This is a genomic window from Glaciimonas sp. OK215, from assembly GCF_057787885.1.
Genome location: NZ_CM173544.1, coordinates 1,147,445 through 1,170,213 on the forward strand (window position 1 = coordinate 1,147,445; position 22,769 = coordinate 1,170,213).

Below are 22,769 nucleotides of genomic sequence, written 5' to 3' on the forward strand. Positions count from 1 at the left end.
CCCGAATTTTCAAGTCGTGTTTTCGTTCATTAGGCCGGTCATATGGCCGCGCCGTCGGAAGCCGCTGTAGCCGCTATTTTATGAGATCATGAGTCGATTAACCAAGTTGACAGTACCCTATTGATGCCTGATGTTTCAGTAATGCGTGTCTGGAGAATCTGCTAGATGGCCTTGGTAGCCGGCGTAAACGCAACGATGTACTCAGAGCTCGTACTTAAGACGATGCCGCCGCGCGCGTCCAGGCATCAGCTCGCCAGACCACGCCTGAGCCTCGCTGACAAGCAGTTTCACGATCGCTCCGTCATTGCCGTGCAGGCGCAATCCGGATTCGGGAAAACTTCACTGCTCGTGCAGTGGCGTCGCGAGTATTTGGCCAAGGGAGCGGCCGTGGCCTGGGTCACCGCGGATCCGGGATATGACCTGCAGCGCTTCCTGCATTCTCTCGTGCTGGCAGTCCGGATCGGATGCGGTCGGCCTGGTTTTGGGCGACTGCTGCTGGAATCGGCCGGCACCGGAATTGGCGAGCTCGAAGGCGTGACGGCCTGGCTGGCCGAAGTGGCACAAACGTCACTCAAGGTCGTATTGATGATCGACGATGCGGAGAGCCTGTCGGTTACCAACTTTTCCGCTTTGACTTACCTCATGCGAAACGTGACGCCAAATCTGAACGTGGTCGTCGCCGCACGCACTCGGATCGACGCGGCGATCGCGGATCTGCTGGACTATGGGCAAGCCTTGTTGCTAGGGGCGGAAGATTTGCGGTTCAAACTGGATGAAACCATTTCACTCGCACGTAACCGTTTCGGTGCAAAACTTGAAGCCGATACCGCGGCACGACTGCACGAACTGACCGAGGGATGGCCGCTCGGCTTGCAAATCGTGATGGCCGGAATGGAAAAAAGCGACGACTTACGGGCTTCGATGGCGAAGATGATGGGAGGCGGCGTAGGTCGCAGTGATCGTTTGGTTGGCGGCTTGCTGGCGAACCTGACGGCCGCTGATGTCGATTTCCTGGTGCGAATCTCATGTGTTGATTTGATTCATCCTGAAATGTGTTATGCACTGACCGGCTTGGCGGGGGCGCAAGATCGCCTGGCGAATCTGGTCCGAGAAACGCCTTTCTTTGTTACATCCGATGAAAACGATTGGGTGCGCCTTCACAATCTGGTGCGCGATGCATTGCGTAGCAGGCTAGCCAATTTGCCGGCGGACGAACAAATTGAAATCCACATGCGCGCCATGCGCTGGTTTGTTGAACATGGCATGCTCCAGCAAGCAGCGCACCACGCCCTTGCGGCAGGACAGTGCGAAGTCGCTTACGATCTGGCGGAACAATGTTTATACGATGCGGTGACGCAAGGTCATCAGGAGATGGTTCTGCAATGGCTTGAGCGACTCCCCGCTGCTGAGTTAAAGAAACGTCCAAAACTGCGTCTGGCGGCAGCCTGGGCGCTGGCGCTGAGTGAACGGCATGGCGAAGCCGAGGTGCTGGTGCGGGATATTCTGGATGATCCGGCGCTCGACGCATCGCTACGCTATGAGTGTGCGTTGATCGCGAGCGGTGCTGCCTATTACGCCGACGACCCGGATCGCTACGTCGAATTGTTCCAGCCGTGGGTGGCGGTAGCGCCTCCCTCTCGTGATCAGCGCCTGGTGCAAATGCATGTCAATCGGCAGGCTGTTTTGGCTATTCTGGCGGGCGATCCGGCGCGGGCGCGCCGGCATCTTCAGATGGTTTTTACGGGGGAATTCGGCCAGGGGTACCGGTATGGGGTTCGATGGGGCGATTTCATCATTGGCCTTAGCTATATGTGGGAGGGCCAGGTCGTTCTGGCTGAGGAAGTATTGCGCCCTGCGCTCGCCAGCGCCGATACGGATCTGGGGCGGCGCCATCCGCTCGCCTGCATGATCGCGTCATTGCTTGCGGCCGCAGTATTTGAGCGTGACTGCCTGGATGAGGCGTCAGAATTACTGGCGAACCGCTTGGATGTCCTCGAACGTGCAGGCACCCCTGAAACTGCAATGCTCGGCTATCGGACGGCCGCCCGGATTGCCGCCGCCCGGGGCAGCGAGCATCGGGCGTTGGATTTGCTTGAAGCGATGTACGCGATGGGAGTAGCGCGGCATCTTCCCCGGCTATGTGTGGTGAGCCTGGGCGAACAGGTGCGGATGCATGCCGGACGTTTTCGTTCGGAGACGTGCCGTGCGCTGGTACAGAGGATCGACGAAATCTGTGCCGAATATGCATTGACAAAAGGCCCGCTTTGGCGCGCTGCGGTGGAACTATTGCAGCGGCTGGCACATGCTAATGCGGCGATTGCCGCTCAGGACTGGCGCACAGCATCAGCGAATCTTGCGCAAGTCTTGCCGATGGTCGAGGCAGTTCGGCTGAACCGCTATCGCATTGAAATCTTGGCGCTGCACGCCTTTGCCATGGATCGTATGGGGGAAAACAGTCGACCGCAGTTACTCGAAGCGGTCAATCTGGCGCAAACCTTCAGCCTGTCCCGCACTTTCGTCGATGCCCACCCCGCGCTTGCGGATTGGGTACGCCGCACCACGAGCGAAGAGGGGGCAGAGCGCATCACAAAAATGGCGCACTCGGCAGTCCCCGCACGTGATCGGCCAAGCGCCGCCCCGCGAGCCTTGCCGAGCATGGTGCTGACGCCTAAAGAACGCGAGGTACTCGAGCATCTCGCGCGTAATCTTTCGAATAAAGAAATAGCTAATGCCATGGAAGTCGGCGACGAAACCGTGAAATGGCACCTGAAAAACCTGTTTGGCAAGCTCGATGCCGGAACGCGCAAGCACGCCGTGCGGCGGGCACAGCTGCTGGGCTTGCTGGAAGGCATGGAATAGCGCCAGCGCCAGGCAATACTTCCCTGCGGGGGGATATCGTTTCCCACCTGTGGCCCCGCCCCATTCCCTCGATCCTGATCATTGCCGGAAAGTCATTTGTTGCTACGCATAATGCGGAACATGTCGGTGATGAGGGACCGGCTTTCATAGCAACTCCGACAAATGATGCCTGACATTTGCCCCCCTTTCGCAGGGGGGGGACTGATCTCATTTGTATCCTACGATCCTATCAAGGCCACAAACCATAATTGAAACGGTCGGATGGATTTCGTCGAAAGATGCGCCATGCGTCCACGGGGACAACCGGATCAGTTAATCCAGGAGACAAAATGAAAATAAGATTTGCAGCTATGGCCACATTGACAGCACTTGCCGGTACTGTTCAAGCACAATCGTCGGTGACGGTGTATGGACAGGTGGATACCGGCGTGATGTATCAGAACACGTCCGCCGCATCCTACAATCCGGCTGCGAAGAATACCGGGAACATCATTCGCCTGAAGGACGGCGGTGTGTATTCCAGTTTCCTGGGTTTCAAGGGGATGGAAGATTTGGGAGGCGGCTGGAACGCCAATTTCAAATTGCAAGGTACGTTTGACAGCACGAACGGCAAATTTGGATTGAGCGGCACACCTGGCGTAGCGGCAATGTTCAATCAGTTCGCGGCTGTTGGCATATCCGGCCCGTTTGGTTCACTTAATTTCGGCCGTCAGCTTATCCCGATGATGTACGCGATGGCGTACACCGATGTGCGCCAAGGTAACTACTTTGGCAGCATCTTCACCAGCTATGTGAGTATGAACGCCGCTGCAGGTTGGCCGGGAACCAGCACGAATGCGCAATTCGGGGCAGTGTTCGACGACAATGCGATCATTTATACGTCGCCGAACTTCGGCGGTGTGACCGCCAGCCTCGAATATGCGCCGGGTGGCGTGGCCGGCAACGTGAAGGCCGGCACGCGTGAGTCCGCCGTGTTGCAATATGATAACAACGGCCTAAAGCTCGCGGCTGCGTATTACAAGGGACATGACACGAATCCCAGCCCGGCGAGCGTGCCTACCGGTGTGGACAACAATCAATTCATCTATGCCGGCGCGCTGTATTTGATCAATGATTTTTCGGTAAGCGCGTCCTACAGCAATGGCCGGAGTCCCGCGCACCCCAATACCACCAATTTCGACATGATTTCGGGTGGCTTGGGCTATCGTTTCTCCCCGGCGTTCGCGGTGACGAGTGGCGTTTATTACCAGCGCGACAAGAACCATTCGGCGAACAAGTCGACCGAATTTATCGTCGGCGCGAATTACAGTCTTTCGAAGAGCACGTCGCTCTATGCGGAAGCCGGCTACGTCGCCAACAAGGGCGCCATGAATCAGTCGATTGCATATGGGCAACCTGTTGCGCCAGGTCTCAATACGACAGCGGTGATGATTGGCATTCGCAAGCAGTTCTGACGTTCCCGAAAAAAAAAGCAGCGGTCGGCTGCGTCACCACTATCAGGCATATCGCGCCTGATGGTGGTGCCTCCAATTGTTTTGAAACACGAATACCTGAAGCGACAATGTAACTGCCTGGAAAATTTGCACCAGAACCATGCCTATTTCACTGCGCGCATAAACTGCAGCAGCTTGTCCCGTAGCCAAGCGTTAGCCGGGTCCCGGTCCGCACTACGGTGCCAGTACAGATGCCATTCCATAGCCGGCAGCTCAAAAGGCAGCTCCAACTGTATTGCGTCATAGCCCTGCACCAGTCCTAAGGGGGCTGTCAGCGCCAGGTCAGTGCGCATGGCGACTAATGGCGCCACCATATAGTGTTGCACCCGCATCTGAATTTTGCGCGGCTTGCCAAGCTTGTTGAGCGCTGTATCCACATACCCCAGTCCCTCGCGACGACTCGAAATATGGATATGCCCCAATGCCAGATAGTTCTCCAGACTGAGTGTTTGATCAGCCATTGGGTGACCCTTGCGCAGCATACATACGTAGCGCTCGCTCATCAATGGGCCGTGACGCAGTTGGGGATCATTGATCAGCGGGGCGTCAATCGCCAGATCCAGCGCCCCCGTCGCCAGTTCGCGGGGGACATCGTGGCGGTTGCTAAAGTAGCTTTCGATGCGGATACCCGGGGCCTGCCGCTGTAACACGTCTCCCAGTGCGGGCAGTAGCAGGGTTTCCGTCAGGTCGTTCATGCTGACCCGGAATACCCTTTGGGCGCTGATCGGCATAAATAGATCGGCCTCCTGGACACTGGCATTGAGCAACTGCAGGGCCTCGCCAACGCGGCCGACAATGTTCTCTGCCACTGGTGTGGGCACCATGCCTTGGGGGGTGCTGACAAACAGTTGGTCGTTAAAGGTCTTGCGCATTCGCTGCAGGGCGTTGCTCACCGCAGGCTGGGAAATACACAATACTTCCGCCGCCCGGGTGAGATTGCGCTTGGCATAGATGGTCTCGAAAACCACAAACAGGTTGAGATCGACTTGGTTTAATCGCATTGATACTCCCGCATTAATTTGAGTCCATAACTACTAGTGATGGTAAGGCATAAATATAATAAATTTTAAAAATATCGATTCGCTCGCTATTATTTGCTTCTGCAAAGACGGAGGTGCGGCATGGCGGAGTTCTATCTGGTTCGGCACGGCCAGGCATCATTTGGGACGGATGATTATGATCGGCTGTCGACGCTAGGGGAGCAGCAATCCCTTTGGCTGGGACAGTATTTTGCCGAGCGCGACATTCAATTTGATCGGGTCATCATCGGTACCCAGTTGCGTCACCGCCAAACTGCTGAGGGAATTTGTCGCGGCATGGGCCGTTGCCCGATTTTTACTGAGCACCCGGAGCTTAACGAATATGATTTCTATGCGCTGTACAACGCGCTGGGTGAAACCCATGCGGAGTTAAAGCGGCTGGCATCGGGCGATCAACGTGACTTCTATAAAGGACTAAAGCAGGTACTCCAGCTTTGGGCTGTTGACCAACTGACCGGGACCTTGCCGGAAAGCTGGGAAGCCTTCGCTCAGCGGGTCAGTGATGCCCGTCACTTTATCCAGCAATGTGGCGCGCAGCGCGTGCTGGTTGTCAGCTCCGGCGGCCCGATCGGCATGATGGGCCGGCAGGTGTTGGAGGCTCCCGCGAACACCGCCATCGAACTTAATTTGCAGGTTAAAAACAGCAGCTTTTCGCATTATTACTTCAATGAGCGCTCGGTCAAACTGGCGAGTTTTAACAATATCCCGCACCTTGATCGACCGGGTCGCCTGCACACGATCAGCTACGGATAACGAAAAAAGACGGAGATTTGGTAAATGACAACTGATGTGAATAGCCTTGATACGGTCAAACTCGCGGCCTATCTGGAGACCCGAATCGACGGTTTTCAGGGGCCGTTGACGGCTGAGAAATTTGCGGGTGGACAGTCCAATCCCACTTTCCTCCTCAAAGCCCGGAGTGGTGACTACGTATTGCGTCGTCAACCGCCCGGGGTTTTGCTAAAAGGTGCTCATGCGGTGGATCGGGAATACCGTGTACTGGACGCCCTGAGAAATACCGCGGTGCCGGTCGCGCACGCCTATCTCCTGTGCGAAGACCGTGAGGTGATCGGCAGTATGTTCTATGTCATGAGTTTTGAGCAGGGAAGAATTTTCTGGGATCCGGCCCTGCCGGAGCTGCCGCGCGAACAACGCACACCGCTTTACAGCGAGTTGATACGCGTGTTGGCGACGCTACATGATGTCGATGTGAATGCGGTCGGACTGGGCGATTACGGTCGCTCAGGTAATTATTTCGAACGTCAAGTCGGCATGTGGACCAAGCAATACCGCGCCGCCGAAACCGAGACCATCGAGACCATGGAGACGCTGATCGCGTGGTTGCCAGCCAACATGCCGCCAGAGGACGGCGAGCTCAGCATGGTCCATGGCGACTACCGTCTCGACAATCTGGTATTTCATCCCACTGAAGCGCGGGTGCTGGCAGTGCTGGACTGGGAGCTCTCCACCCTCGGACACCCGCTAGCCGACCTGGCCTATTTCTGCATGTGTTTGCGCTTGCCCTCCACCGGTCACATTTCCGGGCTGGCCGACAAAAATCGCGCGCAATTGGGGATCCCGACTGAGGCCGCGCTTGTCGCCCAATATTGCGCGCTGCGCGGTATCGGCGCGATCGACAATTGGCCGTTCTATCTGGCGTTTAGCTTTTTTCGACTGGCAGCGATTGTGCAGGGAGTGCTGAAACGCGCCTTGGATGGCAATGCTTCCAGCGACAAGGCCCTGCAAGTGGGCAAGATGGCCGGACAGCTGGCGCAGCTGGCGGTTGCACTGCTTGAGAAATAGGCCACGCTGGCATTGATTTGCAAAAAATAGAAGCAACTACCGGAGGAAAAAATGCGCACAAAACTATTTGATTTGACCGGCAAGATCGCCCTCGTGACTGGTGCCAGCCGGGGTATCGGCGAAGAAATCGCCAAGCTACTGGCTGAGCAAGGCGCCCATGTGATTGTCTCCAGCCGTAAACTGGAAGGTTGTCAGCTGGTCGCGGATGCCATCATTGCGCAAGGCGGCAGCGCCGAAGCCTTTGCCTGTCATGTCGGTTCGATGGAGGATATCGCTGCGGTGTTTTCCCATATCAGGAAGGTTCACGGCAGGCTCGATATCCTGGTCAATAATGCGGCCACCAATCCTTACTTCGGTCATATTCTGGACACAGATCTGGCTGCCTACAACAAGACTGCCGACGTGAATATTCGCGGTTATTTCTTCATGTCGGTCGAAGCAGGCAAGTTGATGAAAGAAAACGGTGGCGGCGCGATTGTGAATACCGCCTCGATCAACGCCCTGCAGCCCGGTGACATGCAGGGCATTTACTCCATCACCAAGGCTGCGGTGGTCAACATGACCAAGGCGTTTGCCAAAGAATGCGCGCCATTGGGGATTCGTGTCAATGCGCTACTGCCCGGTTTCACCAAGACCAAATTTGCGGGCGCCCTGTTCGAGAATGAAAAAATCTACAACACAGTTATCGCGCAGGTGCCAATGGGACGCCATGCCGAACCCCGGGAAATGGCCGGTACTGTGCTGTATCTGGTCTCCGACGCAGCCAGCTACACCACCGGCGAATGTATCGTCGTCGATGGCGGCGTCACCCTGTAATCAACGATAGCGAACAACGAACCCGATAGAGAGGTCCATCATGGATTTTGGATATACAGCGAAGGTAGAAGACCTGCGCACCCGCGTGCGAAATTTTATGGATCAGCACATCCTGCCGCGCGTACGCCAGTACAACGAGGAAGTCCATGCCGGTATTTTTCCGGTCTCGTTTATGGAGGATCTGAAGGCACTGGCGAAAGCGGAAGGGCTGTGGAATCTGTTTCTGCCCCATCTGAAAGAAGGTGAGCCCGGCACCGGCCTGAGTAATCTCGAATACGCGCCGCTGGCAGAAATCATGGGACGCATCAGTTGGGCATCGGAAGTGTTTAACTGCAATGCGCCGGATACCGGCAATATGGAATTGCTGCATATGTTTGCCACCCCGGCGCAACGCGAGCAGTGGCTGCTGCCGTTGCTCAACGGCGAGATTCGTTCGGCCTTCGCCATGACCGAACCGGACGTGGCATCCTCCGATGCGACCAATATCACCACCCTGATCGAGCGCGATGGCGATGACTATGTGATCAATGGCCGCAAATGGTTTATTACCAACGCCGCCCACCCGCATTGCAAGATTTTTATCCTGATGGGCAAGACCGACCCTGCTGCCGAATCCCATCAGCAGCAGAGCATGATTCTGGTGCCGCGGGATACCGTTGGCGTAGAGATTGTCCGTAACATCGATATCATGAATCATCACTCCCCCGAGGGACATTGCGAGATCGTGTTCCGCAATGTGCGCGTTCCCGCCAGCAATTTGCTGGGCGAGGAGGGCAGTGGTTTTGCACTGGCGCAGGCACGGCTGGGACCGGGCCGCATTCATCATTGCATGCGCTCCATTGGTGCGGCAGAGCTGGCGCTGGAGTTGATGATCGCGCGTGCCCAGGAACGCCGGACTTTTGGTAAATACCTGCATCAACAGGGCACCGTTTCTGAGTGGATCGCCCGCTCGCGTATCGAGATCGATCAGGCACGTTTGCTGGTATTGAAAACTGCCTGGATGATCGACAACGTGGGGGCCAAGGAAGCCCGCAAGGAGATATCCATGATCAAGGCGCTGGTGCCCACCGTTCACACTACCGTCTGCGATCGCGCCATGCAAACCTTCGGCGCCATGGGGATCAGTCCTGACACGCCGCTCGCCGACCACTGGACCTGGGGCCGGGCACTTCGTTACGCCGATGGCCCGGATGAAGTGCATCTGCAGTCCATTGCCCGCATGGAAATCAAGAATAGTCAGAAAACGCCAGGGGTCACGGCGGCTTATCTGACGCCGCCAGAGCGGTTGTAACCTGCGTTTTGACGGCTAACTATTTCCCGGGAAACACTGCAAAGCTGAGCCCCCGGTACTGGCATGCATGGTTCCGTTCTGCGGATATTTCTGCGCTGCTGAGGCTACGCCGGCTGCGCCCTGCACCGGGTATGCGCATGCCGGATGGAATCCACATGCATGGGGATGGGGCCTGTTCCGGCCACCCGACGGGCTACCGTGATCTGTTTTTTGGAGAATAGGAAATGCGTTACAAAGCCCCCCTGAAAGATATGCTGTTCGTCATGAACGAACTGGCCGGCCTGCATGTCGTGAATGCCTTGCCAGGTTGCGAAGAAGCGACCTCGGATATGGTGGAAGCCGTGCTGGAAGAGAATGCGAAATTTTGCAGCGGCGTCGTGGCGCCGCTGAACGGCCCGGGCGACCGCGAACCCAGCATCTGGCGCGATGGAGAAGTGACGACCGCCAAAGGATTCAAGGAAGCGTTCAAGGCATTTGGCGAGGCGGGCTGGCAAGGCGTGCAGCACCCAGCCGATTTCGGCGGTCAGGGTTTGCCGAAACTGGTGGCCACGCCGTGCATCGAAATGCTCAATTCCGCCGACCTGTCGTTTGCGCTTTGCCCTTTGCTGACCGATGGCGCAATCGAGGCGCTGCTGACCGCCGGCAGCGAGGCGCAAAAGGCCACCTACCTCGAGCCGCTCATTTCCGGCAAGTGGACCGGCACGATGAATCTGACCGAGCCGCAGGCAGGCTCCGATCTGGCGGCCGTGCGCACGCGCGCGGTGCTCCAGGGCGACGGCACATTCAAGTTGTTCGGCACCAAGATTTTCATCACCTACGGCGAGCATGACATGGCTGAGAACATCATCCATCTGGTGCTGGCGCGTACGCCTGACGCGCCAGCGGGCGTGAAGGGCATTTCCCTGTTCATCGCGCCGAAGTTCCTGGTCAACGCGGACGGTTCGCTGGGCGCGCGCAACGACGCGCATTGCGTCTCCATCGAACACAAGCTTGGCATCAAGGCGAGTCCGACCGCGGTGCTGCAATTCGGCGACCATGGCGGCGCAATCGGCACCTTGGTGGGCGAGGAAAATCGCGGCCTCGAATACATGTTCATCATGATGAACGCAGCCCGTTTCGGCATCGGCATACAGGGAATCGGTCTGGCCGAGCGTTCCTACCAACATGCAGTTGCGTTTGCGAAGGATCGCGTGCAGTCACGCGATGTGGCCGGTTCGGCTGCTTCCGTGCCGATTATTCATCACCCTGACGTGCGCCGCATGTTGATGTCGATGCGCGCGCAGACTGAAGCGGCACGCGCGTTGGCCTACGTTGGCGCAGGCATCAGCGACATCGCATACCATCACCCGGATGCCGCTACCCGCGCCGCGAATCTGGCGGTGTATGAGTATCTGGTGCCTGTCATCAAGGGCTGGTCAACCGAGATGTCGCAAGATGTGACGCGCGATGGCGTGCAAGTGCACGGCGGCATGGGTTTCATTGAAGAAACCGGCGTAGCCCAGCATTACCGCGATGCCAAGATCCTGACCATTTACGAAGGCACGACAGCTATTCAAGCGAACGACCTGATTGGCCGCAAGACGGTGCGTGACGGTGGCGCGACAGTCAAGGGCATCATCGCCCAGATACGCGCGACCGAAGCGCAACTGGCGGCATTGACGCAAGGCCTGCATGGCGCCGACATTAAGGCAATCTTGCGTCAGCTATCCGAAGGGAGCGTTGCGCTGGAAGACGTGGTGGAGTATGTCGTCAACAATATAAAGTCGGATGTCAAAGCCGTCTTCTCGGGCAGCGTGTTGTATCTGAAACTGGCTGGTATTGTCCTTGGCGGCTGGCAGATGGCACGTGCGGCAGTGATTGCGCGGCAAAAACTGGGCGCCGGTGCTGGCGATGCGCAGTTCTACCAGGCGAAAATTGGGACTGCGCGTTTCTTTGCAGATCACATTCTGTCGCAGTCTTCCGGACTTCGCGCCGCGATCATCAATGGCAGCGCTGGCGTGTTGGCGCTGAGCGAAGACCAGTTCTAAAATTGTTTCTGTCAGCTACCCGACAGAACCCTTGTAACTGTGCGTTGGCCTCACAGTAATAATAGCCAAAGGGCCGTCCTTAGGTTGCCAATTGACATGTCGCGGTTTTAATCAAAAACATCCATTCTGTCTAAGTGCTAAGATTTAAAGGAACTGTCAAACCCTGAAAACCCCGGAGGCCGGAGTAATCCCTATGCGTTGCGCAAGCTGCGGGTTCGAGAATCCGACTCGCGCCAAATTCTGCGAGGAATGCGGCGGCATGCTGGCGCGCGCCTGCCCGGCCTGTGGGCACGAGGCGAGCGCAAGCGCCAAGTTCTGCAGCGAATGCGGCGCGCCCTTGAATGGGCAGCCCCCGAGCGCGGCGCTTGCGGCCAGCGCCCCCATCGAATACACGCCCCCCTATCTGGTCGAGCGCATCCGGGCGGCACAGGCTGCAATGGAAGCCCGCGGCGCGTCGGATGGCGAGCGTAAGACGGTCACCGCGCTGTTCGCCGACATGGCCGGCTCGACCGCGCTGATCCACGACCTCGATCCCGAAGACGCCCGCCGCCTGATCGACCCGGTACTGGCGCTGATGATGGAGGCCGTGCATCACTACGAAGGCTATGTGACCAAGTCGATGGGCGATGGCATCCTGGCGCTGTTCGGCGCACCGATCGCGCACGAAGACCATGCGCAGCGGGCTCTGTATGCCGCGCTGCGCATGCAAGACGCCATGCGCCGCTACGTCGACCGCGTGCGCCTCGCGCAGGGGGTCGCGCTGCAGATCCGCGTCGGCATCAACTCCGGCGAAGTGGTGGTGCGCGCGATCAGCACCGACGACTTGCACACCGACTACGACCCGGTGGGGCACTCGATCCACATCGCTTCACGCATGGAGGGCATCGCGGTGCCCGGCTCGATCGTCGCGAGCGAACACACTCACAAGCTAACCGAGGGTTATTTCGCCTTCAAGGCGCTCGGCGCGATGCCGATCAAGGGACTGCCCGCGCCGCTTGCCGTCTTCGAAGTGCTTGGTGTTGGCCCGCTGCGCACCCGGCTGCAGGTGGCGGCCAGCCGCGGGCTGGCGCGCTTTGTCGGCCGTACCCGCGAACTTGAGCAGCTTCGCGCAGCGCGCGCGCAGGCACAGGCCGGGCACGGGCAGATCGTCGGCGTGGTCGGCGAGCCGGGGGTCGGCAAGTCGCGGCTGTACCACGAATTCAAGCTAAGCGCGCCGCGCGATTGCCTGGTGCTGGAGACCTACTCGGTCTCGCATGGCAAGGCCTATCCGTATCTGCCGCTGATCGAACTGCTGAAGAACTACTGCCAGATCACCGCGCAGGACGACGAACGCCGGCGGCGGGAGAAGCTCACCGGCAAGGTGCTGACCCTCGACCGCGCGCTGGAAGACAGCCTGCCCTATCTGTTCCACCTGCTGGGGGTCACCGAGCCGGGTTCGGCGCTGGCGCAGATGAACCCGCAGATCCGCCGGCAGCGCACCTTCGAGGCGATCAAGCGGCTCCTGGTGCGCGAGAGCATGGCCCAGCCGCTCGAACTGATCGTCGAGGATCTGCAGTGGCTCGACAGCGAGACCGAGGCCTTCCTCGGCTTTCTCGGCGAGAGCGTGGCCAACACCCGCATCCTGCTGCTGGTCAATTACCGGCCCGAGTACCGGCACGACTGGCGCCACAATGGCTACTACACCCAACTGCGGCTGGATCCGCTGGGCGCAGCCGAAGCGCGGGAACTGCTGCGAGACCTGCTGGGCGACGCCGCCGGGCTTGCCCCATTCGAGCAACTGATCCTGGCGCAGACCGAAGGCAATCCGTTCTTCATCGAAGAAGTGATGCAGACGCTGATCGAGGAACAGGTGCTGCGCGGCGAGCACGGGCATTACCGGCTCGAGAAGATCCCGACCACACTGCACATTCCGACCACCGTGCAGGGGGTGATCGCCGCCCGCATCGACCGGCTGGGGGCGGCCGAGAAGGCGCTGCTGCAGACCCTGGCGGTGATCGGCAAGGCATTTCCCTGGAGCCTGCTCGCGCGCGTCGCCCTGCAGCCCGAAGAGGCACTGAGGAGCCTGCTGGCGCGGCTGCAGGCCGCGGAGTTTATCTACGAGCAGCCGGCGTTTCCGGAGGTGGAGTACAGCTTCAAGCATGGGTTGACCCAGGAGGTGACCTACGGCTCGCTGCTGAGCGAGCGGCGCTGTGCGCTGCACGAGCGCACGGCCCAGGCGATCGAGGCCCTGTTCGGCGCCCAGCTCGAAGAACACTGCAACGAGCTGGCGCATCATTTCAGCCGCAGCGGCAACGCGCCGAAGGCGGTGGAATACCTCCACTCCGCCGGGCGCCAGGCGGTGCAGCGTTCCGCCGATGCCGAAGCGGTCGTTCACCTCACCACGGCCCTGGCCCTGCTCGAGACCCTGCCCGATGCTCCCGAGCGCGCACGACAGGAACTCGCGCTCCAGATCACCCTCGGTCCGGCCTGGATGGCCACCAAGGGGCTCGCTGCCCCGGAAGTGGAGGTGACCTATACCCGGGCGTTGACGCTGTGTCGACAGCTCGGGGAAACGGTCCAGCTCTTCCCCGCCCTGCTGGGGCTGCGCACGTTTTATCAAGTCCATGGGGAGCTGCCGACCGCACGCAAGCTGGGGGAGCAACTCCTTGCCTTGGCGCAAGAGGCGCAGGATCCGGCGCTGCTCGTACAAGCCCATCGGGCGTTGGGGGCCAGCTTGCTCAGTCTCGGCGAGCTGGAACCTGCCCGCGCACAGCTGGAGCAGGCCCTGGCCCTTTATGACACTCGGCAGCAGCACTCGCCTGCCTTCTACTATGGAGCGGATCCCGGCGTGCTGGGGCTGGCCTTCGTAGCCTTGGACCTGTGGCTTCTCGGCTATCCGAATCAAGCCCTCGCACGCAGCCAGGCGGCGCTCGCTCTGGCGCAGACCCTATCCCATCCTCCTGCCTCGGCCACTGCCTTGATCTTCGCCGCCGAAATTCATCTGCATCGCCGCGAGGCGCAGCCGATGCGCGAGCTGGCGGAGGGACTCCTTGCTCTCGCGACCGAGCATGGCTTCCCTTTCTGGTTGGCTTACGGAACCATTCTCTCGGGCTGGGCGCTGGCCGAGCAGGGATGCGCGGCAGAAGGCATCGAAAAGATGCAACAGGGGTTGGCCGCCTACCGGGCCACCGGGGCGGAGTATTGGCGGACGCATTTCCTGGCGCTGCTGGCCGACGCCTACGGAAGAGCGGGACAACCTGAGGCAGGGCTGACGACGCTGGCCGAGGCGCTGGCCGAGGTGGACCGAACGGAAGAGCGCCTGTACGAGGCGGAACTGTATCGGCTCAAGGGGGAGCTGACGCTGCTGCAGCCGCGCCGCGAGGGGGACGAGGCCGGCGGCCGGGACGAAGCCGAAGTCTGCTTCCTGAAGGCGATCGCGATCGCTCGCCGGCAGCGCGCCCGATCGCTGGAGCTGCGCACGGTGATGGGCCTGAGCCGGCTGTGGCGACAGCAGGGCAAGCCAGGCGACGCCCGCCAGATGTTGGCCGAGACCTACGGCTGGTTCACCGAAGGATTCGACACTGCGGACCTGCAGGAGGCCCGGGCGCTGCTCGCCGAACTCCACTGAAGCGTGTGTCATGGCAGCGGTCGCACTGCACTATCTATTGAACGCCAAGCCACCAAAAATCGCTGTCGCCTGATTGTATGCGAAGGAAAAACCGGCGGTGCGCACCTCGACCGGCATCACCTCGGTGAGGCGTTATACGATTACCCCGGAAAACGCTTATTTATAGGAGTAATCGACCGGCACTTCGATATGTTCCTGGAAAACTCCGCTGTTAGCCGGGTTCAGCAGCCAGCTGCGGCACGACTTCGAACAAGTCGGCGACGATACCGTAATCGGTCGCCGCGAAGATCGGCGCTTCCGGGTCCTTGTTGATCGCCACGATCGTCTTCGAATCCTTCATGCCAGCCAGATACCGGATCGCGCCGGAAATGCCGACTGCAATTTGTGCTTCGTGTTTCATGGGCTATTTGATTTTTCACCTACTGCAGCAACTGCGCTGATCCGGCCATCCGGCCCATGCGGCGCCGTGATCCGAACCAGCGTAAGGCAGTTGCTGCTCAGGGGGAGCAACGTGCTGACTGGCAGGCTGTCCTCAAGACAGTTTTTTGCCCAGCGTCTCCGGCACCATCAGCAGGCCGACCAGCGACAGCAATCCGCAACCGATCAGATAGAGGGCTGGCGCATTGACGTTGCCGGTCGCGTGGATCAGGATGGTCGAAAAGAACTGGGCGAAGCTGCCGAATATCACCACCGCGCCGTAGTAGGTCACCGACAGGCCGGTGGCGCGCAGGTGGCGTGGCAAGATTTCGCTGACCAGAGCCAGCGTCGACGCCGCAGTCATCGTCATCGGCACCGCCAGGCAGGCGCTCACCAGCAGCAAGCGTTCGAGCGTGGGCTCGGCGTTGAGCAGGGCAAAGGCGGGATAGGCCGCCGCCAGCAGCGCCAGGCGCGAGCAGAACACCACTTTGCGGCGGCCGATCTGATCGCTCAGCCAGCCGGAGAGCGGCGACAGGGCCGCCAGTATCAGCGAACTCACGAAACCGGCCCAGATGGTTTTCGACAGCGGAATGTGCAGTCGCAGGGCGGCGTAGTTGGGCAGATAGAAGACCACGATATGGATTGCCGAGGACAGGCCGATCATCAACAGCATGCCGGCCAGCAGCAACCGCCAGTTATCGCGCATCACCGACATGCCGCTCGCCTGTTTCACGGCGCCGGTTTTGGGTTTGGTCAGGGTTTCTTCCAGACGGGAGCGTATCACGACACTGACGGGGATCACCATGATGGCGATCACGAAGGCGAGTCGCCAGCCGAAGGAGCTCAGCGATTCCGGCGACAGGAAGGAAGACAAGGCCAGCGCCACCAGTGCCGCCAGCACCGCAGACAAGCCCTGGCTGAACGGTTGCCAGCTGATGTAGAAGCCGCGGTTGCGCTCGTTGGCATACTCCATCAGCATGGCGGCAGCCGGTCCCATCTCGCCGCCGATGGCAAAGCCTTGCAGCAGCCTGGCCAGGACCACCAGCACCGGCGCCAGCATGCCGATGTGCGCATAGGTGGGTGTCAGCACCAGGATAATGGAGCTCAGTCCCATCAGCCACAGGGTCAGGATGACTGCCGGCTTGCGCCCGACACGGTCGGCGTAGCGGCCGATCACGAAGCCGCCGAGTGGCCGCATGATGTAGCCGATGCTGAAGGTGGCGAACGACAACAGGGTCTGGGTGAAAGCATCCCCTGAAGGGAAGAACAGCGGTCCGATCAGCGTCGCGAAGAAGTTGTAAACCACTGAGTCATACAGCTCGAGGCCGCTGCCAATGGTGATCGCGGTAATGGCGGCCGGCTTGGAAATGGATTTCTCCTGCGCTGCTCCCTGCATGCGGGAGGGCGAAGGCGGTATCTGATTGATAGGTTCGACGAGCATAGTATCTCCATTGCGTCTTGCGCATTGTTATAGTTCGGCTGTTTGCCAGCCGTTTTCGATTTGCTGCTTACATCCATGTGCCACGTACTGCTTGAGGGCCGCCGGGTGCCAAGCCGGCGCCTGCCTCATTCCGGAAAGTTGATACGGAATTCTTCACCTAAGGCCTGGAGCTCGCGCGCAATGGCGGTGGGCAGCTTGATGCCGTGCCGGCGGCCCTCGCGCTCCATAGTGTCACCACGATTGCCCGGTAATCTCGCCTGGTCGCCGCCGGCGGCCAGATAGGTCTGCGTCCATTGCGCCATATACTGGCCGAATATGTCTCCCTCGGCGAAGGCATCGGGCTTGACCATCCAGATAAAGCCGCCCTGCCGTCCGGCGGCACCCGCCTTCTGGATGCTGTTTTTGTCGGAACCCTGCGAGGCGGCGCTGGCTGTCAGTGCGCCCGCCAGGCATTCGACCATCATGGCGATGCCGATCCCCTTATGCCCACCCATGGGAATTAAGGAGCCGGCCAGCGCGGCATCGGCATCGGTCGTGGGCTCGCCAGCGGCGCTCAGCGCCCAGCCCTCCGGTATCGGTCGTCCTTCGCGTGCGGCCAGCAGGATATGTCCGCGCGCTGCCACGCTGCAGGCGATATCGAACACCAGCGGCGGCTGCCCAGGCAGCGGACAACCGAATGCGATCGGGTTGTGGCCTATGGCCGGCGCATCGAAGCCTTCCATTGCGAGGATGGGCGGGGTGCGTTGCCCAATCATGCAGAATGCGCCTGCCTCGGCCGCGAGCAGCGCGTAGATGCCGAGCGCGCCGAGGTGGCCGCAGGATTGCACGGCGATGAGCACGGACGCGCTGGTTTTCAGTGCCTCCAGACCCAGGCGCACCGCGTGCGGGCCGGCGAGCTGTCCCATGGCCCCGTCCGCATCGAGCACGATGCCGCCGGGGAAACTGCGCGCCTGCATCTTAGGCAGCGGGTTAAAGTCGCCTGCGCTCAGCCGCGCGGCATAGGCCGCGACGCGTGTCAGGCCATGCGTCTTGTAACCGCGCAGTTCGCTGCGCACCAGGATCGCGGCGGCTTCGGCTGCCTGTTCCGGTGGCATGGCACAGGCCGCGAAGATTTGCGTGATCCACGCCTCAAGGGCGTTCGCTTGCCAAATGGAATTCGTCATCTATCCTCCTAACGCACGACTACCAGCCGCTCTGAGAACGGTCCGGAATAAACGCATTGGTAATAAAGCGGCCGGTCACGCAAGGTGTAGCCGCGCAGTTCCATGATCAGCCCGTTCGACTCGGCTTCCAGCCCGAGTTCGCGCGCCGGCACGGCCGGGATGGATCCGAACCGGATCCACTGATCCACACGCAGCGTTGGCAGCGAGAGCCGCTGGCCGATAAGCTCGCGGAGATTCTTTTCCAGCGAGGCGCGGTCGAGATCGCCGAGCTGGGCGAAGTCCTCTTCGCGCAGCCAGAATTCGCTGTAGAGGTCGAACCGTCCGCCAACATTGATGACGCGTTCGACCCGCACGAAGCCGTCGCCGCCGAGGAACTCGGACCAGGCGCCTTTGCGCCGCATCCGTTTCACGGAGCGCGCATGTACGTAGGACGGCAGTTCCTGGCCGTCGGCATTGATAAAGCGCAGATGACGGACATCGGCGGGCGCCACTTTGGAGCCGGAGACAAAGGTGCCTCGGCCATGCTCGCGGATGATGAGTCCGGAGTGGGCGAGGCGGGCAAGCGCCTTTTGTATGGTGCCGACGCTGACCTCATGCATGACAGCCAGCTCGCCCTCGGATGGCAGCTTGTCCCCCTCGCGCAGCGATCCGGATTCGATGTCGCTCGTGATGGCTTCCGAAACACTATTCAGCTTGGTCATGGATGTCCCTTTCCGGGCTTGGGCAGGGTGTCCAGTGCCGCTGGAAGGCGCGGCGGGCAGTGGGGATGGGGGCGTAATTTTCACTCGAAACCTATATAGAAGTTTAATTCAATGCAACAACCGAACCATGCACGGCGAAGAGGTAATTCTTCATGATTTTCATTCGAAAAACCACCAATTTTCCACCAATTATATATAGAACTTTTCAACAACGACGATGGCTTCCGGGCGGTTTGCAGTTCCCGGCACAGTGCATTCATTAGCATAGGCATAGGCATCTGCGCTCACTCAAAGGGTATTGATGGAATGACCGCCATCGACTGGCAGGACCGCGCCGTTGATGTAGCTCGAGGCGCTGGAAGCGAACAGCAGCAGGGGCGCATCCAGTTCGGAGGGCGCGCCCAGGCGCCGTTGCGGAATGCGCTTGATCATCGCCTGTCCGTTGTCGGTGTGGAAGAACGTGTCATTGATATTGGTGGCGAGGTAGCCAGGCGCCAGCGCATTGACCCGAATGCCGTACCGTGCCCATTCGAGCGCCAGTGCGCGCGTCAGGTGGATCAGGCCGGCCTTCGCCGCCGCGTAGGCCGGGACCTGCTGGGCTACCCGCAAGCCGAGGATCGAGGCGATGTTGACGATGCTGCCGCCGCCGCTATCGCGCATGTTGCGCGCTGCGCATTGCGCGACGCGCCAGGCGCCGTTCAGGTTGGTGTCGATCACGCTTTGCCACTCGTCTTCCGTGACGTCAATGGCGGCACGGGTGACGGCTATCCCTGCGCTGTTGATGACGATCTGCACCGGACCCAGGGCTTGCGCAGCCGATGCAAAGGCGGATGCCACCGAGTTGCCGTCTCGCACGTCCAGCTGGACTACGCAGGCCTCGCGCCCCATCTCCCGCAGTTCGGCGAGCAGGGCCTCGCCTTCGGCGACGCGCCTTCCGGCCAGCGCCACTCGGCAACCGGCGCCCGCCAGGGTGAGGGCAAAATGGCGGCCAAGGCCGCTGAATGCTCCGGTCACGAAAGCGACCTTGCCGTCGAGATCGGCAAACGGTTGTAGGGATGGGGCCTGATGCATTGCTGTGTCTCCTTCTATGTGTGATTCATCCGGCCTGGCGGCCTATACCAGACGCGTGGTCTGAGCGGGCATCAGCTTGCGCCATGCCTGTTCAGCCCACCGCCTTGAGCATGTCTTCGATAACCTTCTTGGCATCCCCGAACACCATCATGGTCTTGTCCATGTAGAACAACTCGTTGTCCAGCCCGGCATAGCCGGAGGCCATCGACCGCTTGTTGACGATGACGGTCTTGGCTTTGTAGGCTTCCAGGATCGGCATGCCGGCAATCGACGACTTCGGATCCTTGGCGGCCGGATTGACGACGTCGTTGGCACCCAGCACCAGCACCACATCGGCCTGGCCGAATTCGCTGTTGATGTCTTCCATCTCGAACACCTGGTCGTACGGCACTTCAGCCTCGGCCAGCAAGACGTTCATGTGGCCCGGCATGCGCCCTGCCACCGGGTGAATCGCGAACTTGACGGTGACGCCCTTGTGCGACAGTTTCTCGGCCAGTTCCATCAACGCATGCTGGGCACGCGCCACCGCCAGGCCGTAGCCGGGCACGATGATGACGGTTTCGGCATTCCCCATCAGGAACGCGGCATCGTCGGCGGAGCCGGCTTTCACCGGGCGTTGGCCTTGCGCCGCACCCGGCGTCGCGTCAGCGGGAGCGCCGCCGAAACCGCCCAGGATCACGTTGAAGAATGAGCGGTTCATCGCACGGCACATGATGTAGGACAGGATCGCACCGGAGGATCCGACCAGCGAACCGGCGATGATCAGCATCGCATTGTTCAGCGAGAAGCCGATCCCGGCGGCAGCCCAGCCCGAATAGCTGTTGAGCATCGAGACCACCACCGGCATGTCCGCGCCGCCGATCGGGATGATGATCAGCACGCCCAAGACGAAGGCGATGATGGTCATCAGGATGAACGGCAGCCAGGATTGGGTCAGCACAAAGATAATGCCCAGACCGAGCATCGCCACGGCCAGCAGCAGGTTGATGAAATGCTGGCCCCGGAAGCTGACCGGCGCGCCCTGGAACAGGCGGAATTTATACTTGCCCGACAGCTTGCCGAACGCAATCACCGAACCGGAGAAGGTGATCGCACCGACGAAGGTGCCGATGAACAACTCGATGCGGTTGCCGACCGGCAACGCGTCGCCATGCGCCGCGATGCCGAAGGCCCACGGCTCGGACACGGCTGCGACCGCGATACAGACGGCGGCCAAGCCGATCAGCGAGTGCATCGCCGCGACCAGTTCCGGCATCTTGGTCATTTCGACCCGCTTGGCCAGAGTCGCGCCGATACCGCCGCCCACCACCAAACCGATCAGCACCAGCCCGAAACCCAGGCCGGTACTGCCGGCCTGGGTCTTGAGTTTGATGATCAGCGCGATGGTGGTGATCGCGGCGAGCGCCATGCCGCCCATGCCGAAGACGTTCCCGCGCCGGGCCGAGGACGGGTGCGACAGCCCTTTCAGGGCCTGGATGAAACACACCGAGGCGATCAGGTAGAACATCGTCACCAGGTTCATGCTAACGAATGCCATGCTCATGATTGGGCTCCCGCTAAATCAGTTTTCTTAGGAAGCGCCACTGCTTTCGGTTCTTTCTTTCTGAACATTTCCAGCATCCGCTGCGTGACCAGAAAGCCGCCGAAGACGTTGACCGCAGCCAGCGCCACCGCCAGTGTTCCGGCAACCTGCCCGACGATGCCTTCGGTCAGTCCGGCGGCCAGCATCGCGCCGATGATGATGATCGCGGAAATCGCGTTGGTGACCGCCATCAGCGGCGTATGCAAGGCCGGTGTGACGGTCCAGACCACGTGGTAACCGACGTAGATCGCCAGTACGAAGATGATCAGATTGGTGATGGTATGCGTGACTTCCATGATTTCCCTATCCTATTTGCGTAGTACTTCACCGCCGCTGCATAGCAGCGTGGCGGCCACGATATCGTCCTCGAGATTGATCACCAGTCCGCCTTCCGGATTGACGATCAATTTGAGGAAATCGAGCATATTGCGCGCATACAGCGCCGAGGCGTCGGCCGCCAGCAGCGCCGCCAGATTGCCTTCGCCGATGATGTGCACGCCATGCCTGATGACGGTCTTGCCCGCTTCGGACAAAGAGCAATTGCCGCCCTGATCAGCGGCCATGTCGAGGATCACCGAGCCCGGCTTCATGGCCTTGACGGTCGCTTGGCTGATCAGCACCGGCGCCCTGCGACCCGGAATCAGCGCCGTGGTGATGATGATGTCGGCCTGCCTGGCGCGCTCATGCACCAGTTCGGCCTGACGCCGCATCCAGTCGGCGGGCATCTGGCGCGCATAGCCGCCGACGCCTTGGGCGATTTCACGTTCTTCATCGGTAATGAACGGCACATCGAGAAATTTCGCGCCCAGCGATTCGATCTGCTCCTTGACCGCCGGCCGCACATCCGAGGCTTCGATCACCGCACCCAGCCGCTTGGCCGTGGCGATCGCCTGCAGACCGGCCACCCCCGCGCCCATGATCAGCATGCGCGCCGCCTTGACGGTGCCGGCGGCGGTCATCAGCATCGGCATGAAGCGCTGATAGGTGTTGGCCGCCATCAGCACCGCCTTGTAACCGGCGATATTCGCTTGCGACGACAGCACGTCCATCGATTGCGCACGCGAGGTCCGCGGCGCGGCTTCGAGGGCGAAGGCGGTCAGCCCGTGACTTGCCATCAGCGCAATATTCTCGGCATCGAAGGGGTTCAGCATGCCGATCACGACCGTACCGCTGCTGAGCAGCGCATATTCTTCCGCACTCGGCGCGCGGACTTTCAGGACCGTCTCGGCGCCGAACGCCTCGGCAGTGCTGCCAATGAACGCGCCGGCGGCGGTGTAGGCCTCGTCCGGAATGCTTGCGGCCATGCCTGCCCCGGACTGGACGACGACGTCGTGCTTGCCCGCTACCAGTTTCTTTACTGTCTCGGGGGTGGCGGCCACACGCGTCTCACCCGTTCGAGTTTCGGTTGGAATACCTATTTTCATCTGTTCTTCCCTGTTGTCCCACGTAGCTCTCAGA

16 protein-coding genes and 1 pseudogene are annotated in these 22,769 nt (G+C 60.3%); 8 read left to right on the forward strand and 9 right to left on the reverse strand.

Features of this window, described 5'->3' with window-relative positions:
- Positions 1–195: 195 nt before the first annotated feature.
- Both AC3CHX_RS05120 and AC3CHX_RS05125 read left to right on the forward strand, forming a co-directional pair.
- Positions 196–2,859 carry a helix-turn-helix transcriptional regulator gene (locus AC3CHX_RS05120; RefSeq protein ID WP_488643012.1) on the forward strand — a complete coding sequence of 888 codons (2,664 nt, stop codon included), beginning with the start codon at positions 196–198 and terminating at the stop codon, positions 2,857–2,859.
- A gap of 329 nt (positions 2,860–3,188) precedes the next feature.
- Complete coding sequence (locus AC3CHX_RS05125) at positions 3,189–4,313, forward strand: porin (RefSeq protein ID WP_488643013.1); 1,125 nt, start codon at positions 3,189–3,191, stop codon at positions 4,311–4,313.
- Between the two features lie 143 nt (positions 4,314–4,456).
- Here the strand turns inward: AC3CHX_RS05125 and AC3CHX_RS05130 are convergent, their stop codons facing one another.
- Complete coding sequence (locus tag AC3CHX_RS05130; RefSeq protein WP_488643014.1) at positions 4,457–5,353, reverse strand: LysR family transcriptional regulator; 897 nt, start codon at positions 5,351–5,353, stop codon at positions 4,457–4,459.
- 120 nt (positions 5,354–5,473) lie between these two features.
- Between AC3CHX_RS05130 and AC3CHX_RS05135 the strand changes: the two genes are divergently transcribed.
- From AC3CHX_RS05135 to AC3CHX_RS05160, 6 genes are all read left to right on the forward strand, one after another.
- The gene (locus AC3CHX_RS05135) at positions 5,474–6,145 is read left to right on the forward strand and encodes a histidine phosphatase family protein (RefSeq protein WP_488643015.1); all 672 of its coding nucleotides are present in this window, start codon (positions 5,474–5,476) and stop codon (positions 6,143–6,145) included.
- Between the two features lie 24 nt (positions 6,146–6,169).
- Entirely contained in the window at positions 6,170–7,195 is a 1,026-nt protein-coding gene (locus AC3CHX_RS05140) for a phosphotransferase (protein ID WP_488643016.1), read from the forward strand.
- A gap of 51 nt (positions 7,196–7,246) precedes the next feature.
- Complete coding sequence (locus AC3CHX_RS05145; protein ID WP_488643017.1) at positions 7,247–8,011, forward strand: SDR family oxidoreductase; 765 nt, start codon at positions 7,247–7,249, stop codon at positions 8,009–8,011.
- A gap of 40 nt (positions 8,012–8,051) precedes the next feature.
- The gene (locus AC3CHX_RS05150; RefSeq protein ID WP_488643018.1) at positions 8,052–9,302 is read left to right on the forward strand and encodes an acyl-CoA dehydrogenase family protein; all 1,251 of its coding nucleotides are present in this window, start codon (positions 8,052–8,054) and stop codon (positions 9,300–9,302) included.
- Positions 9,303–9,526: 224 nt separating this feature from the next.
- Entirely contained in the window at positions 9,527–11,329 is a 1,803-nt protein-coding gene (locus tag AC3CHX_RS05155; RefSeq protein WP_488643019.1) for an acyl-CoA dehydrogenase, read from the forward strand.
- A 193-nt stretch (positions 11,330–11,522) separates the two neighbouring features.
- On the forward strand, positions 11,523–14,936 hold the full coding sequence (locus AC3CHX_RS05160) for an AAA family ATPase (protein ID WP_488643020.1): 3,414 nt from the start codon (positions 11,523–11,525) through the stop codon (positions 14,934–14,936).
- 211 nt (positions 14,937–15,147) lie between these two features.
- Here the strand turns inward: AC3CHX_RS05160 and AC3CHX_RS05165 are convergent.
- From AC3CHX_RS05165 to AC3CHX_RS05200, 8 genes and pseudogenes are all read right to left on the reverse strand, one after another.
- Positions 15,148–15,318: pseudogene (locus tag AC3CHX_RS05165) on the reverse strand (electron transfer flavoprotein subunit alpha/FixB family protein); the annotation flags it as partial.
- Positions 15,319–15,468: 150 nt separating this feature from the next.
- Positions 15,469–16,794: an MFS transporter gene (locus AC3CHX_RS05170; protein ID WP_488643021.1), complete on the reverse strand. Its 1,326-nt coding sequence runs from the start codon at positions 16,792–16,794 to the stop codon at positions 15,469–15,471.
- 125 nt (positions 16,795–16,919) lie between these two features.
- On the reverse strand, positions 16,920–17,957 hold the full coding sequence (locus tag AC3CHX_RS05175) for an Ldh family oxidoreductase (protein ID WP_488643022.1): 1,038 nt from the start codon (positions 17,955–17,957) through the stop codon (positions 16,920–16,922).
- A gap of 8 nt (positions 17,958–17,965) precedes the next feature.
- Positions 17,966–18,658 carry a GntR family transcriptional regulator gene (locus AC3CHX_RS05180; protein ID WP_488643023.1) on the reverse strand — a complete coding sequence of 231 codons (693 nt, stop codon included), beginning with the start codon at positions 18,656–18,658 and terminating at the stop codon, positions 17,966–17,968.
- 288 nt (positions 18,659–18,946) lie between these two features.
- Positions 18,947–19,729 carry an SDR family NAD(P)-dependent oxidoreductase gene (locus AC3CHX_RS05185; RefSeq protein WP_488643024.1) on the reverse strand — a complete coding sequence of 261 codons (783 nt, stop codon included), beginning with the start codon at positions 19,727–19,729 and terminating at the stop codon, positions 18,947–18,949.
- Between the two features lie 91 nt (positions 19,730–19,820).
- Positions 19,821–21,266, reverse strand: coding sequence for an NAD(P)(+) transhydrogenase (Re/Si-specific) subunit beta (locus AC3CHX_RS05190; RefSeq protein WP_488644723.1), 1,446 nt, complete (start codon positions 21,264–21,266; stop codon positions 19,821–19,823).
- Between the two features lie 2 nt (positions 21,267–21,268).
- Positions 21,269–21,607 (reverse strand): NAD(P) transhydrogenase subunit alpha part 2, encoded by a 339-nt coding sequence (locus tag AC3CHX_RS05195; protein ID WP_488643025.1) that lies wholly within the window; start codon positions 21,605–21,607, stop codon positions 21,269–21,271.
- 12 nt (positions 21,608–21,619) lie between these two features.
- Complete coding sequence (locus tag AC3CHX_RS05200; RefSeq protein ID WP_488643026.1) at positions 21,620–22,735, reverse strand: Re/Si-specific NAD(P)(+) transhydrogenase subunit alpha; 1,116 nt, start codon at positions 22,733–22,735, stop codon at positions 21,620–21,622.
- Positions 22,736–22,769: the final 34 nt, after the last annotated feature.

Bases quoted from the DNA above. Each gene is read 5' to 3' on its own strand.
- AC3CHX_RS05125 (WP_488643013.1), top strand. From the start codon at position 3,189: ATGAAAATAAGATTTGCAGCTATGGCCACATTGACAGCACTTGCCGGT.
- AC3CHX_RS05145 (WP_488643017.1), top strand. From the start codon at position 7,247: ATGCGCACAAAACTATTTGATTTGACCGGCAAGATCGCCCTCGTGACT.
- AC3CHX_RS05130 (WP_488643014.1), bottom strand. From the start codon at position 5,353: ATGCGATTAAACCAAGTCGATCTCAACCTGTTTGTGGTTTTCGAGACC.
- AC3CHX_RS05190 (WP_488644723.1), bottom strand. From the start codon at position 21,266: ATGGCATTCGTTAGCATGAACCTGGTGACGATGTTCTACCTGATCGCC.
- AC3CHX_RS05150 (WP_488643018.1), top strand. From the start codon at position 8,052: ATGGATTTTGGATATACAGCGAAGGTAGAAGACCTGCGCACCCGCGTG.
- AC3CHX_RS05160 (WP_488643020.1), top strand. From the start codon at position 11,523: ATGCGTTGCGCAAGCTGCGGGTTCGAGAATCCGACTCGCGCCAAATTC.
- AC3CHX_RS05175 (WP_488643022.1), bottom strand. From the start codon at position 17,957: ATGACGAATTCCATTTGGCAAGCGAACGCCCTTGAGGCGTGGATCACG.
- AC3CHX_RS05195 (WP_488643025.1), bottom strand. From the start codon at position 21,607: ATGGAAGTCACGCATACCATCACCAATCTGATCATCTTCGTACTGGCG.
- AC3CHX_RS05155 (WP_488643019.1), top strand. From the start codon at position 9,527: ATGCGTTACAAAGCCCCCCTGAAAGATATGCTGTTCGTCATGAACGAA.
- AC3CHX_RS05140 (WP_488643016.1), top strand. From the start codon at position 6,170: ATGACAACTGATGTGAATAGCCTTGATACGGTCAAACTCGCGGCCTAT.
- AC3CHX_RS05170 (WP_488643021.1), bottom strand. From the start codon at position 16,794: ATGCTCGTCGAACCTATCAATCAGATACCGCCTTCGCCCTCCCGCATG.
- AC3CHX_RS05180 (WP_488643023.1), bottom strand. From the start codon at position 18,658: ATGACCAAGCTGAATAGTGTTTCGGAAGCCATCACGAGCGACATCGAA.
- AC3CHX_RS05135 (WP_488643015.1), top strand. From the start codon at position 5,474: ATGGCGGAGTTCTATCTGGTTCGGCACGGCCAGGCATCATTTGGGACG.
- AC3CHX_RS05120 (WP_488643012.1), top strand. From the start codon at position 196: ATGTACTCAGAGCTCGTACTTAAGACGATGCCGCCGCGCGCGTCCAGG.
- AC3CHX_RS05185 (WP_488643024.1), bottom strand. From the start codon at position 19,729: ATGCATCAGGCCCCATCCCTACAACCGTTTGCCGATCTCGACGGCAAG.
- AC3CHX_RS05200 (WP_488643026.1), bottom strand. From the start codon at position 22,735: ATGAAAATAGGTATTCCAACCGAAACTCGAACGGGTGAGACGCGTGTG.